Raw genomic sequence first — 13411 nt, 5'->3', positions numbered from 1 at the left:
GGTTACTCGCCGCCCTTGCGCGTCGCTTCGTAGCCGGCGCCCCAGGCGGGGACGTCGGCCGGCCGGGCCGGATTGTCGGGGGCCATGCCCGGTGCGTGGGCGTGGTACTCGACGGAGTCCGCCGTCATCCGCATGAACGCTTCCTCCAGTGAAGCCCGCTGCGGGCTGAGTTCGTGCAGCACGATCTGGTGCTGGGCGGCGAGCTCGCCGAGCTGTTCCGACTCCACGCCGTCGATCTCCAGGGCGCCGGTGGCCGGGACGCTGATCGCGTCGATCCCGGCCCCGTGCAGGACGTCCTTCAGCCGTTCCTGCTGCGGCGTGCGGACGCGCACGTAACTGCGGGAGTTCTGCTGGATGAAATCCGCCATGGACAGGTCGGCCAGCAGTTTTCCCTGTCCGATGACGACCAAATGCTCTGCGGTCAGGGCCATTTCGCTCATCAGATGGGAAGAAACGAAGATCGTCCTTCCCTCCGCCGCGAGCCCCTTCATAAGATTGCGGATCCAGAGAATTCCCTCCGGGTCCAGACCATTGACGGGCTCGTCGAACATCAGGATCTCCGGGTCGCCGAGCAGCGCGGAGGCGATGCCGAGCCGCTGGCCCATACCCAGCGAGAATCCCTTCGACTTCTTCTTGGCGACGGGCGTCAGCCCCACCAGGTCCAACACCTCCGCGACCCGGCTCTCGGGGATCCGGTTCGACTGCGCAAGGCAGAGGAGGTTGTTGTACGCGCTGCGGCCGCCGTGCATCGCCTTCGCGTCCAGCAGTGCCCCGATGTACTTCAGCGGCTCCGGCAGGTCCCGGTAGTGCTTCCCGTCGATCCGGACCGTACCGCTGGTCGGGTTGTCGAGGTCGAGCATCATGCGCATGGTCGTGGACTTGCCCGCCCCGTTGGGGCCGAGGAAGCCGGTGACCACCCCCGGTCTGACCTGGAAGCTGAGGTTGTCCACGGCGGTTTTCGCGCCGAATCGTTTCGTAAGGCCCTCAAGCTCGATCATTCCGCCACGCTAGAACGCCCGAGGGCCCCACGCCACCTCTCACGGGTGACGAAGGGCCCTCGGCAGTTGGTGACTAGCGGCTCTGCTGCGCCGGAACGCCGCGGGTGACCGGCTCGTCGTCGATCGGCGCGGAGGCGGCGGCGACCGCGGCACCCGTCAGCGTCGCGAGCATCTCGCGGACGTTGGTGAGCTGCGCGTTGATCGAGTCGCGGCGGTTGGTGAGCGCCGCCAGCTCGCGCTCGGACTCGCTGCGGATCCGGTCGGCCTTGGCGTTGGCGTCGGCCACGATGTCCTCGGCCTGGCGCTGCGCGGTCTCCACGGTCTGGCGGGCGCGGCGCTCGGCGTCCGTACGGAGCTTCTCGGCCTCCAGGCGGAGCTGCTCGGCACGGTGCTCGATCTCCGCGAGACGCTTCTCGGCCTTGGCCTGACGGCCGGCCAGGTCGCGCTCGGACTGCTCGCGGCGCTTGGCCAGGTTGGTCTCGAAGTCCGCGGCGGCCTGGGCGGCCTTGGCGCGGGTCTCCTCGAAGAGCGCGTCCGCCTCCTCGCGCTTGGAGGCCGCGTCCTTCTGGGCCTCGGTGCGCAGGGACGCGGCGTCGCCCTTGGCCTTCTCGACGATCCGAACGCCCTCGTCCTCGGCGGTCGACTTCCGGTCGGCGGCGAACGACTCGGCGTCGTTGCGCACCTGCTGGGCTGCCGACTCGGCGAGCTCGCGGTGCTGCTCGGCCGCGCGACGGGCCTCCTCACGGAGGTCCTTCGCCTCCTCCTCGGCCAGGCGCAGGATCTTCTCGACCCGGGCGCCGAGACCGGCGTACGACGGCTCGGCGTCGTTCACCTGAGCCTGGGCGTTCTGCGTCTCGAGGTGCAACTCCTCGATCCGCTTTTCCAGAGAGTTGATACGTCCGAGGGCGCTGTCACGGTCGGAGACCAGCTTGGTGATGCGGTCGTCCACCTGACCGCGGTCGTAACCACGCCGCACGAGCTCGAAGCCGAAGGGGGAGGATGTGTCGCTCATGGGGTTCCTGTCGAATGAGACCGATGAGGTGCTACGCGAGGTGTTAGGTGTTAAGGGGAATCCTAGGCGCCAGGACGGCGTGTCATCGAGTCAATCCGCGTTTGATCTGGACAATGACACCCCTTTTGAGTGGCAAGGCGACAGAATGCTTGTCACTCGTTCGCCTGAACCTCCATCAGGGGCACAGAGTCGAGCGTGCTGACTAGCCCTCTGACGTCTTGCCACCCGAACGAGTGGAACCCGCTGTCGCACCGGCCTTCACGCCCCCCGCGCCCTGGCCGCCGACCCCGGGCTTTCCGCCACCCGAAGGCGCCTCGAATGATTCCAACGCCTCAAGAACGTCCTGGACACGGGAGATCTCCGCCTGAATGTCCTCGCGCCTGCGCACGAGTACCTCCAGCTCGCGCCGGCCCTCCTCGACGAGCCGCTCGGCCTCCGCCGTCGCCTCCGCGAGAGTGCCCTCGGCGGCCCGGACCAGCTCGGCCTTCTTCTGCTCGGCCTCCTTGAGCAGCGCCTCCGCCTTGCGCACCGCGGCGATGCGGACCTTGCTCGCCTCGCTGCTCGCGTCCGACACCAGCTCCTTGGCCTTCGCGTCGGCCTCGACGCTCTGCTCGGTCGCCGCCCGCACCAGCTTGTCCACGCGCTCGCCGGCCGACTTCATCTGCTCGGCCGACTCCCGGCGGGCCCGCTCGTGCAGCTCCTCGACCTCCGTCTCGACGCGGCCGCGCAGCTCCTCCGCCCGGTCCCTTATGGCCGACGCGTCGCTGCGCGCCCCGACCAGCAGTTCGTCGGCGTCCTGACGGGCCTTCTCCACCAGGGAGTTGCCCTCCAGGGTCGCCTCCGAGGCGATCCGCGCGGCTTCCTTGCGCGCCGCGTCGACCATCGCGTCCGCCTGCTCCTCGGCCGCCGTCGTGGCGGCCAGGGCCTGCTTCTGCGCGTCCCCGGTGAGCTTCTCGGCCTCCGAGGAGGCCTCCGTGATGAGCCGGTCGACCTGGGTCGCGGCCTCGCTGCGGCGCTTGTTGGCCTCTTCGCGGGCCTCGTCCAGCACCCGCTCCGATTCGCTGCGCGCCTCGCCCCGGATCCGCTCCGCCTCGGTGGCGGCCTCGGCCTTGACCCGCTCGGCCTCGGACCGGGTACGGGTCGCGTGCTCCTGCGCCGAGGACAGCGCCTCGGAGGCCTCGGCCCGCAGCCGCTCGGCCTCGTTCGCCGCTTCGCCGACCGTGCGCTCGGTGTCCTTGCGGGTCTGCTCGGTGAGCCGGTCCGCCTCCGCGACGGCCTCGCCGACCAGCCGGTCCGCCTGCTCGGCGGCCTCCGTACGGATCCGGCCCGCCTCGGCGCGCGCCTCGTCCAGAGTCCGCTCGGACTCCCGCTCGGCGCTCGCCAGGGTCTCGTTCGCCGCGACCGTGACCCGGTCCGCCTCCGCGGTGGCCTCGCCGATGATCCGGCCGCCCTCCGCGCGGGCGTCGTCCAGGGTCCGCGCCGCCTCGGCGCGCATCCGGTCCGCCTCCGCCGCGGCCTCGCCGACGGTGGCCTCGTTGGCCGTGCGCGTCTCCTCGACGAGCCGGTCGCCCTCGGTGCGCGCGTCGATGAGGATCCCCGTCGCGTCCCGCTCGGCCCCGGCCAGGGTCTGCGCCGCCTGCGCCGTGAGCCGCTCCGCCTTCGCCTTCGCCTGCTCCAGGGCGGCGGCCGCCTCGGCCCGCAGCGCCTCGGCCGCGGCCTCGGCCTCACCGACCGTCAGCGCATTGGCCGCGCGGGTCTCCTCGGTGTGCCGCTCGGCCTCCGTGGTGGCCTCGGAGATCAGCCGGTCCGCCTGCTCGGCCGCTTCCGTGCGCAGCCGGTTCGCCTCGGAGCGGGCCTCGTCCAGCGTGCCCGCGGCCTCGGTACGGGTCGCCTCGGCGGCGGCCTCGGCCTCGGCCGTGAGCCGCGCCGCCTCCGCCGCCGCCTCGCCGATCGTGGCCTCGTTCGCCGCGCGGGTCTCCTCGGTGAGGCGCTCGGCCTCGGCCGTCGCCTCCGCGACGATCCGGCCGCCCTCGGCGCGCGCGGCCTCCAGGGCCTCCGCCGCCTCGCCGCGGATCCGGTTGGCGTCGTCCCGGGCGTCGGCCTTCGTACGGGCCGCGTCGCGCTCGGCGGCGGCCAGCGCGTCGGTGGCCTCCGTGCGCACCCGCTGCGCGTACTCCGCGGTGTCCGTGCGCAGCTGCTCGGCCTCGGCGATCGCGTCGCCGACCGTCCGCTCGGCCAGCGCCTTCGCCGCGTCCGTCTCGGTGCGCGCCTCGCTGCGGATCCGGTTGGCGTCCTCGGTGGCCCGCTCCCGCTCCGCGTACGCGTCGGCGCGGACCCGGCCGGACTCCTCCTCGGCCTCCGTCTTCGTACGCTCCGCCGCGTGCTCGGCCGCGCTGCGCAGCCCCGCGACCTCTTCCTCGGCCTGCTCGTGCAGCCCGGCCACGGCGTCGCGCACCTGCTGGGCGGTGGCCTCGGCCGCCGCGACCACCTCGGACGCGCGCCGCTCGGCCTCCTCGGTCAGCCAGACCGCCTCGGCCGTGGCCTCCTCGGAACGCTTGCGGGCCTGGGCGAGGAGCTCCTCGCTCTCCTCCCGGGCCTGCGCCCGCTCGCTCTCCGCGTCCGTACGCGCCGAAGCAAGGGTCTCCTCGGACTCCCGGCGGCGCCGGGCGGCCTCCTCCTGGGCGGCGGCCAGCGCCTCGGCGGCCTCCTGCGCGACCCGCTCGGCGGCGGCCTTGGCCTCCGTGCGCAGCCGGTCCGCGGTCTCCTGCGCCTCGGAGCGCAGCCGCTCCGCCTCGGCCTCGGCCTCGCCGGTCAGCCGCACCGCGGCCTGCTCGGCCTCCGCGCGGGCCCGGCCGGCGTCCTCGGCGGCGTCGGTGCGGAGCTGGTCGGCCTCCGCCTCCGACTGCGTCTGCAGTGCGCGGATCCGCTCCGCCGACTCGGCGCGCAGCCGGTCGCTCTCCTCGGTGGTCTCCTTGCGGATGTTCTCGGCGGCCCCCCGGGCGTCGCGCAGCGTCTGCTCGGCGGTCGCCAGGCGTCCCTCGGCGTCGGTGTGCAGCCGGACGAGCTCCTCGTCGGCCTCCGCACGCTTCGCCGACAGCGCCCGCTCGGTCTCCTCGCGCCGCACGGCCGCCGCGGCGTCCGCCTCGGCCCGTACGGACTCCGCCTCCTCCTCGGCCTCCGCGCGCAGCCGCTCGGCCTCGGCGCGGGTCCGCTCCAGGGTCTCCTCGGCCTGCTTGCGCAGGGTGGTGGCGCGCTCGACGGCCTCGCCGCGGACCCGCTCGCTCTCGGCGTTCGCTCCGGAGCGCACCTCGTCGGCGTCGGCCCGGGACTTACCCAGCAGTTCCTCGGCGGTGCGGGCCGCCTCCTCGATCTGCTGGACCGCCTCGCGGCGGGCCTCGCCGCGGATTCGCTCGCCCTCGGCGACGGCCTCCGCGCGGAGCTGCTCGGCCTCGCCGCGCAGCCGGCGGGCCTCCTCCTGGAGCTCGACCGTACGGGCCCGGTACTCCTCCGTGTCGTCCTTCGCGGCGCCCTTGAGCTCATCGGCCGTGGTCGCGGCCTGGGCGCGCAGCCGCTCGGCCTCCGCCTCGGCCTCGCCGCGGATCCGCTCGGCCTCCTCGGACGCCGCCCGGGTGGTGGCGCGGGCGTCCTCCGAGGCCTTGTTCAGTACTTCCTCGGCGGTGCGGGCCGCCTTCGCGAGCTGGGCCGCCGTGTCCTCGGCCGCCGCGGTACGGGCCTGCTCGCCGGCCTCGGCGCGCAGCCGCTCGGTCTGCGCGCGGGCGTCGGCGAGCGCCTGTTCCGCCTCGGCCTTGAGGGTCTCGGCCTCCTTGTTGGCCTCGCCGACCAGGCGGGCCACCTGCTCCTTGGCCGTACGGGTGCGCTGCTCGTTGACGGATTCCGCCGAGGCGAGCTGCCGTGCGGCGCTCTCCTTGGCCTCCGCCAGCAGCTTCTCCGCGGCCGCGCGCGCCTCGCGCAGGGCCCCTTCGGCCTCCTGGGTGCGCTGCTCGGCGACCCGGCCCAGGTCCATCGTCTGGCGGCGGGTCTGCTCGGCTTCGGCGGAGGTGGTGGAGCGCAGCCGCTCCGCGTGCTCGGTGGCCTCCTGGGCCTGCGCGGAGGCGGCGGTCAGCAGCCGCTCGGCCTCCTTGCGGGCGCGCAGCAGCGTCGACTCGGCCTCGGCGCGGGCGGATTCGTTCTCGGAGGCGAGCCGGCGGGTGGCCTCGGAGGCGACCCGGGCGGCCTCGGCGCGGGCGGTGTTCAGGGTCTGCTCGGCCTCGACGCGGGACTCGTCCATGAGCCGGCGGGCCTGCGCCTCGGTGCGGGCGCGCAACTGCTCGGCCCAGGCCACGTTCTCGTTGACGTGGGCTTCCACCGTCTGGCGGCGCTCGCTCAGCTCCTGGTCCAGGCGCTGGCGGCGGTTGACGGCCTCGGCGTGCAGTTCGGCCTGGAGGCGCGCCTGGTGCTCGGCGTGCTCCTGGAGGATGCGCTGGGTCTGCGCCCGTACGTCGCGCAGTTCGCGCTCGGCGTCGGACCGCATCTGGTCGGCCTGGATCTGGGCATTGCGGAGCAGCTGCTCCGCCTGGTACCCCATGTCCGCGCCGTCGTAGGCGGGGCGGGACGCCAGGTTGCGGCGTACCTCGTGGAGCTTGGCGCGCAGCACCTCGACCTGGTACCCCAGGTCATCGGCGTGCTGGACGGCCTTCCCGCGTTCCTTCTTCAGCCGCTCCATCTCGGCTTCGAAGCGCGAGAGATGGTCGGCCTCGGCCTGATGGCTCTCCTGGCTTTCGTAGCCCCGCACAGCGCGGTCCCATCCGTCCCCTGGTCGCAAGCTCACTACCGAATGAGCACCGTCCGCCCGCTGAACGACGCCCCCGGGGAATGGTGTCAGATTCCGGGTCGGGCGATGCAGGCCCCGACCCCGTCTCCGCACCGAACCCCGGCCGAGCCAAAGCCACTCTACCGGCCGGGGAAACGGGACATCAGTGCGCTCTCGCGGGTATCCCAGGCTCTGACCCTGTGGCAGCTCCCTCTTCGGACCCACGGTGCGACGATTTGCGGTGTTCGAATATGTATGTCCGAGCTGCAGCGTACCGTCGTTGACGTGAGGCTCGTGGTGCAGGTCAAGCTGCCGACGGCGGCGCAGGAGGCGGCGCTACGCCGAGATCAAGGCGCGGTGGGGGCCGGGCACGCAGGCCGCCCAGCATGTGATCAAGAAGACGTGTGACGCCTATATGACGCTGAGGGCGAATCTGCGGGCCGGCAAACTCGGTCGCCCCACACCGGCGAGACGACGAGACGCGGCGACGCACCACAACCAGTGACGCGCCGTAAGGCAAGCCCGTCGCGTCAGTGATGGGCAGTTGACTGGTCTGGGTAGGGAGCTGCTGATTCTTTGGTCCACTCTTGTGAGTGATGGTCCATTTGGGTGAGTGTCGTTACGGTCGGGTGTGTGAATTTCAAGGAGTCGGCGAAGGTTTCGTGCGGACACGGCTCTGCCAGGATGCGGGCGGGTAGGGCCCTGAAGGCGGCGGTCGGCGATGGCTGATCCGGCCAAGCGGTTGCGCACTATCGCTCCGTCGTTTGTGGCGCTTGGTCCGTCCGGTGTGGCGGTACGCGACCGCCTGAAGCATCTGAGCGTCGAGGATGAGGGAGTCCTCCGGGTGGTGGGCGAGCATCAGGGTGCTCAGGCTTCCCGTGATCTCAAGCAGCGGTGCGCGGATGGCCCCGACCATTCCACCGAGACGTGGGCGGCCCGTAAGCGGGGGCTGACGGGGGAGTCGTCGTCGCGGATCGCCGGGGCGATCACCAAAGCCAGCCACGATCAGTGGGCGCTCGCCCGCCGCTGCTAGGCCGCGCACATCCAGACCCTGGACGCAGGCATCCACACACTGCGCCACCGCCTCGCCCTCCCGATCGGGGAGAAGGGAACCAAGGGTGCCGCGGGAGGCTACCGCTCCAAGAGCGAGTGGTTTAACAAGTCCCGCCGCCTCGCGACCTTGGAAGAGCGGCATGCGGCTGCTGTGGCCGACTGGCGGTCCGGTCGGGTCCGTGTGGTCCGGGGTGGGAAGCGGTTGGTGAACAGCCGGCACCACCTGGCCGAAGCCCAGCTCACTGAGGTGCAGTGGCGTGCCCGCTGGGAAGCCGAACGCTGGTTTCTCGCCGCTGATGGAGAGTCCGGGAAGCGGTTCGGGAACGAGACGATCCGTGTCGCCCCCGACGGCGAGGTCAGCATCAAGCTCCCGTCCCCGCTCGCGCACCTGGCCAACGCCAAGCTCGGCCGGTACGTCCTGACCTCCCGGATCATGTTCGCGCACCGGGGCGCGGAATGGGCCGACCGCATCGACGCGAACCGCGCCGTGGCCTACCGCATCCACCTCGACGTCACACGCGGCCGCTGGTACCTGACCGCAGCCTGGCAACGCCCCGTCGTCCAGACGATCCCCCTCGCCACCGCATGCGCGAACGGCATGGTCGGCGTCGATACCAACGCCGACCACTTCGCCGCCTACCGGCTCGACTCTCACGGCAACCCCATCGGCGAGCCACACCGCTTCCGCTACGACCTGTCCGGCACCGCTGATCACCGCGACGCCCAGATCCGCCACGCCCTCACCCGCCTGCTGCACTGGACGAAAAGTACCGGTGTCAAGGCCATAGCGATCGAAGACCTCGACTTCACAGCTGAGAAGACCCGCGAGAAGCACGGCCGCAGGAAACGGTTCCGGCAGGTTGTTTTCCGGCATCCCGACCGGCAAGCTCAAAGCCCGACTCGCCTCGATGGCCGCCGAACACGGCCTCGCCATCGTCGCAGTCGATCCCGCCCACACCTCCAAGCGGGGAGGCCAGCACTGGCAAAAGCCGCTGGTCACCCCCCCCGTCGAAAGATGTCCCGTCACGATGCCGCCGGTATCGCGATCGGGCGACGCGCCCTCGGACACCCAATCCGGCGTCGGACGGCACCGCCCCCACACGACCAGAGCGATCGTGTGGGGCATCGGACCGCCCAGGCCGGACCAGGCACCCAGGGGCGTGAGGGAAACCGCCCACCCGCAACGGACCACGCCCCCAGAGACGTGCCGCCGAGCGAGAAGAGAACGCGGAGACCCAGCGCATCCAAAACCGTTCGGGATGCGCCCAGTAAACGTCAGTGGGTCCAAGACCCACTCACGCACACTGGCTAGGAACGGTTGCTCGTGACCAGTTCGGTGAGGACGCCGTGGCAGTCCTTGGGGTGCAGGAAGGTGATCGAGGAGCCCATCGAGCCGGTGCGGGGCTGGTCGTAGAGGACGCGGACGCCCTTGCCGCGGATGGCCTCCGAGTCGCCCTGGACGTCCTCGGTGCCGAAGGCGATGTGGTGGACGCCCTCGCCGTTCTTGGCCAGCCACTTGCCGACCGCGGAGTCCTCGCGGGTGGGCTCCAGGAGCTGGAGGTAGGAGGCTCCGCCGTCGGAGGTCTCGTTGATCTTCAGCATGGCCTCGCGGACGCCCTGCTCCTCGTTGACCTCGGAGTGGAACACCTCGAAGCCGTACGTGGCACGGTAGAACTCAACCGTCTTGTCCAGGTCGAAGCAGGCGATCCCGATGTGGTCGATTCTTGTCAGCATGGACACAGTGCAGCGCTACCGGAGCCGGTTACGCAACGTGCGCGCGATCACACTGACGCGCCGGTGACGGCACGGGTACCGCTCAGTACATTCGGGTAAACCCTCGTTCACTCCTCATCTTCAAGGGGCTGTGCTCCATGTCCGGAACGAACAACACCACGTCAGTGATCGTCGCCGGGGCCCGCACGCCCATGGGGCGACTGCTCGGCTCGCTGAAGTCCTTCTCGGGTGCCGACCTCGGCGGCTTCGCCATCAAGTCCGCGCTGGAACGGGCCGGGATCTCCGGCGACCAGGTCCAGTACGTGATCATGGGCCAGGTCCTCCAGGCCGGTGCGGGCCAGATTCCCGCCCGCCAGGCCGCCGTCAAGGGCGGGATCCCCATGAACGTGCCCGCGCTCACCATCAACAAGGTGTGCCTGTCGGGCCTCGACGCCATCGCGCTGGCCGACCAGCTCATCCGCGCCGGGGAGTTCGACATCGTCGTCGCGGGCGGTCAGGAGTCCATGACCAACGCCCCGCACCTGCTGCCGAAGTCCCGCGAGGGCTTCAAGTACGGCGCCATCGAGATGCTCGACGCGATGGCCTACGACGGTCTCACCGACGCCTTCGAGAACATTCCGATGGGCCTGTCCACCGAGACGCACAACGGCCGCCTCGGCATCGAGCGGGCCCCGCAGGACGCGTTCGCGGCCACCTCCCACCAGCGCGCCGCGGCCGCGCAGAAGAACGGCGTCTTCGAGGCCGAGATCACCCCGGTCGAGATCCCGCAGCGCAAGGGCGAGCCGGTGGTGTTCTCGCAGGACGAGGGCATCCGGGCGGAGACCACGGTCGAGTCCCTCGGCAAGCTGCGTCCGGCCTTCGCCAAGGACGGCACCATCACCGCCGGCACCTCCTCGCAGATCAGCGACGGTGCGGCCGCCGTGGTCGTGATGAGCAAGGCCAAGGCCGAGGAGCTGGGCCTGGAGTGGCTCGCCGAGATCGGCGCCCACGGCAATGTGGCGGGCCCGGACAACTCGCTCCAGTCGCAGCCCTCCAACGCGATCCTGCACGCCCTGAAGAAGGAGGGCCTCGGCGTCGAGGACCTCGACCTCATCGAGATCAACGAGGCCTTCGCGGCGGTCGCCGTGCAGTCGATGAAGGACCTTGGCGTGACCCCGGAAAAGGTGAACGTCAACGGCGGCGCCATCGCCCTGGGCCACCCGATCGGGATGTCCGGCGCCCGCGTGGTGCTGCACCTGGCGCTGGAGCTCAAGCGCCGTGGCGGCGGGGTCGGCGCGGCCGCCCTGTGCGGCGGCGGCGGCCAGGGCGACGCCCTGATCGTCCGCGTCCCGTAGCGGGCGGGCGGCCGACGGCCGCCCGCACCCCTGTCCGTACGAGACCCGCGGGACCCGAGTGACCCGCGAGAACGAAGGAGCGCAGCAAGAATGACGGCGGTGGACGTCCCCCAGCTGGTGGCCCAGGCCCGTGAGGGCAGGCCGCGAGCGGTCGCCCGGCTGATCTCGCTGGTCGAGGGGGCGTCCCCGCAGCTGCGCGAGGTGATGGCGGCGCTGGCGCCGCTCACGGGCAACGCGTACGTGGTGGGCCTCACCGGCTCCCCGGGCGTCGGCAAGTCCACGACCACCTCGGCGCTGGTCTCCGCCTACCGGCAGGCCGGCAAGCGGGTCGGCGTCCTTGCCGTCGACCCGTCCTCGCCGTTCAGCGGGGGCGCGCTGCTCGGGGACCGGGTGCGCATGTCGGACCACGCGTCCGACCCCGGGGTGTACATCCGCTCCATGGCCACCCGCGGCCACCTGGGCGGACTCGCCTGGGCGGCCCCGCAGGCGATCCGGGTGCTGGACGCGGCCGGCTGCGAGGTGATCCTGGTCGAGACCGTCGGGGTCGGGCAGTCGGAGGTGGAGATCGCGGCGCAGGCCGACACCTCGGTGGTGCTGCTGGCCCCCGGGATGGGCGACGGGATCCAGGCCGCGAAGGCGGGCATCCTGGAGATCGGCGACGTCTACGTGGTGAACAAGGCCGACCGGGACGGCGCGGACGCCACCGCCCGGGAGCTGAACCACATGCTCAGCCTGGGGGAGTCCCGGGGCAAGGGCGACTGGCGGCCGCCGATCGTGAAGACGGTCGCGGCGCGCGGTACGGGCATCGACGAGCTGGTCGAGGCGCTGGAGAAGCACCGGGCGTGGATGGACGAGCACGGGGTGCTGGCGCAGCGGCGTACGGCCCGGGCCGCGCGCGAGGTGGAAACCATCGCGATCACCGCGCTGCGGGCCCGGCTGGCCGACGTGCACGGCGACGCCCACCTGGAGGCGCTGGCCGCACGGGTCGCGCTGGGCGAGCTGGATCCGTACGCGGCCTCGGACGCGCTGCTCACGACCCTGACGGAACCGACGGAACCGACGGAACCGGATGCGGAGCCCGTGGGCCGGTCATAGACTGGCGAACGCCCGGAATGCCCCAACGCAGGGAGGTTTCATGGCGAAGCGCGGCAACAAGAAGCGAGCCCGCAAGAAGAAGAAGGCCAACCACGGAAAGCGTCCCAACGCCTGACCGTGAGCACTGACCGCATACGGAAGCCGCACCCCGTCCACGGGGTGCGGCTTCCGTACGTGTGGCGCGCGGGGCTCAGTTGTTCCCGTCGTCGTTGTCGTCGTCGGTGTCGGAGGAGACCACCTTGGCCGTGGCGGTGTCCACGTGGACGTTCTGGGTCTTTCCGTCGGTCGTCTTGACCTCGACGTTCCAGGTGGCGGCGCGACTGTTGTCGTCGTCATCCCACTCCACCGACCAGACCTTGCCGGGGTGGGCGGCCACGGCCGTCTTCATCGCCTGCTCGGCGGTCACCTTCGCGGCGAGCAGCGCGGCGTAGTCGTCGGCCTGCTGGTCGTCGTCCTGGTTCTCCTTGGTGACACTGCCGCTCGCGGCGTCCACCTCCAGCTCCGAGTGGGTGCCGTCCTTGCTGACGACGTCCACGTGCCAGACCGCGCCGTCGCGGTCCAGGGACTCGATGACACCGGGGTTGGCCTTCAGGGCCGCCGCGGCCGCGGCCTCGGCGGTCACATCGACGCGTGCGGCCGTGGCCGCGGTCAGGATGGTCGGGGTGGCGGCCGTGGCGGTGGCCGCGGCGGCCACCGGGCCTCCCAGTGCCAGGACCACGGCCGCGGCCGCCGAAACGTACGTGTGGCGCTGCATGACGGGACCTCCTCAGGCCGGCCACGTGCGCCTACGGTCGCTCGGCGGGGCCGGCAGCGAGTGCGTAGTCACCATTGTCCGGTGACCCGCCGCGAAGGGCGCGCCGAGCGACCGGGGGGCTCAGGCCTTGCCGCGGCCCGCGCGCAGGTGTTCGGCGACCGGGTTGAGCGCGGCGCGCAGCGCGGCGATGGCGTCCGGCGGGAGCAGGTCGATGAAGTGCCGGCGGACGGACGCCACGTGGTGCGGGGCGACCTTGCGCATCATCTCCATGCCCTCGGGCGTGAGGACGGCGTAGAGCCCGCGGCGGTCGGACTCGCAGTTCACGCGGCGGACGAGGCCCGCCGATTCCATGCGGGTGATCTGGTGGGAGAGCCGGCTCTTGGACTGCAGCGTCGACGTCGCGAGATCGCTCATCCGCATCCGGTGTTCCTCGGATTCGGAGAGGTTCACGAGGATCTCGTAGTCGTTGTTGGTGAGCCCGAACGGCTGGAGGTCCTTCTCCAGCTGGTGCATCAGCAGTCTGCTGACGTCCAGGTGGGTGCGCCAAGCGCACTGCTCGGCGTCGTTCAGCCAGGGGGTGGCCGTCTCGGTCTCGATGGTCTCCATGAAAGAACTCTACCT

9 protein-coding genes and 1 pseudogene are annotated in these 13411 nt (G+C 71.6%); 4 read left to right on the top strand and 6 right to left on the bottom strand.

What is annotated here, in order from left to right:
- Positions 1-2: 2 nt before the first annotated feature.
- The 3 genes from AC061S_RS24555 to scy form a co-directional block, all read right to left on the bottom strand.
- Positions 3-998 carry an ABC transporter ATP-binding protein gene (locus AC061S_RS24555; RefSeq protein ID WP_478688070.1) on the bottom strand — a complete coding sequence of 332 codons (996 nt, stop codon included), beginning with the start codon at positions 996-998 and terminating at the stop codon, positions 3-5.
- A 73-nt stretch (positions 999-1071) separates the two neighbouring features.
- Entirely contained in the window at positions 1072-2010 is a 939-nt protein-coding gene (locus AC061S_RS24550) for a coiled-coil domain-containing protein (RefSeq protein WP_243336252.1), read from the bottom strand.
- Between the two features lie 202 nt (positions 2011-2212).
- On the bottom strand, positions 2213-6802 hold the full coding sequence (gene scy / locus AC061S_RS24545) for a polarized growth protein Scy (protein ID WP_478688069.1): 4590 nt from the start codon (positions 6800-6802) through the stop codon (positions 2213-2215).
- A gap of 739 nt (positions 6803-7541) precedes the next feature.
- Between scy and AC061S_RS24540 the strand changes: the two are divergent.
- A pseudogene (locus AC061S_RS24540) lies at positions 7542-9185 on the top strand (nuclease/transposase family protein).
- Here the strand turns inward: AC061S_RS24540 and mce are convergent.
- The gene (gene mce / locus AC061S_RS24535; RefSeq protein WP_478688068.1) at positions 9182-9607 is read right to left on the bottom strand and encodes a methylmalonyl-CoA epimerase; all 426 of its coding nucleotides are present in this window, start codon (positions 9605-9607) and stop codon (positions 9182-9184) included. The pseudogene AC061S_RS24540 and the gene mce overlap by 4 nt on opposite strands.
- Positions 9608-9744: 137 nt before the next feature.
- Between mce and AC061S_RS24530 the strand changes: the two genes are divergently transcribed.
- The 3 genes from AC061S_RS24530 (at position 9745) to AC061S_RS24520 (ending at position 12151) form a co-directional block, all read left to right on the top strand.
- Complete coding sequence (locus AC061S_RS24530; protein WP_478688067.1) at positions 9745-10941, top strand: acetyl-CoA C-acetyltransferase; 1197 nt, start codon at positions 9745-9747, stop codon at positions 10939-10941.
- A 90-nt stretch (positions 10942-11031) separates the two neighbouring features.
- Positions 11032-12036: a methylmalonyl Co-A mutase-associated GTPase MeaB gene (gene meaB, locus AC061S_RS24525; RefSeq protein ID WP_478688066.1), complete on the top strand. Its 1005-nt coding sequence runs from the start codon at positions 11032-11034 to the stop codon at positions 12034-12036.
- A 40-nt stretch (positions 12037-12076) separates the two neighbouring features.
- Positions 12077-12151, top strand: a complete 75-nt coding sequence (locus AC061S_RS24520; RefSeq protein WP_099895366.1) for a 50S ribosomal protein bL37 — start codon at positions 12077-12079, stop codon at positions 12149-12151.
- Positions 12152-12226: 75 nt separating this feature from the next.
- Here AC061S_RS24520 and AC061S_RS24515 read toward each other — a convergent pair whose 3' ends face one another.
- Positions 12227-12790, bottom strand: coding sequence for a PepSY domain-containing protein (locus AC061S_RS24515; protein WP_478688065.1), 564 nt, complete (start codon positions 12788-12790; stop codon positions 12227-12229).
- 120 nt (positions 12791-12910) lie between these two features.
- On the bottom strand, positions 12911-13387 hold the full coding sequence (locus AC061S_RS24510) for a MarR family winged helix-turn-helix transcriptional regulator (RefSeq protein ID WP_478688103.1): 477 nt from the start codon (positions 13385-13387) through the stop codon (positions 12911-12913).
- Positions 13388-13411 lie beyond the last annotated feature (24 nt).

It is taken from the genome of Streptomyces sp. CA189 (assembly GCF_056428985.1).
Note: the sequence above shows the minus strand (reverse complement) of the source record. Positions and strands in the feature narration are given on the sequence as shown.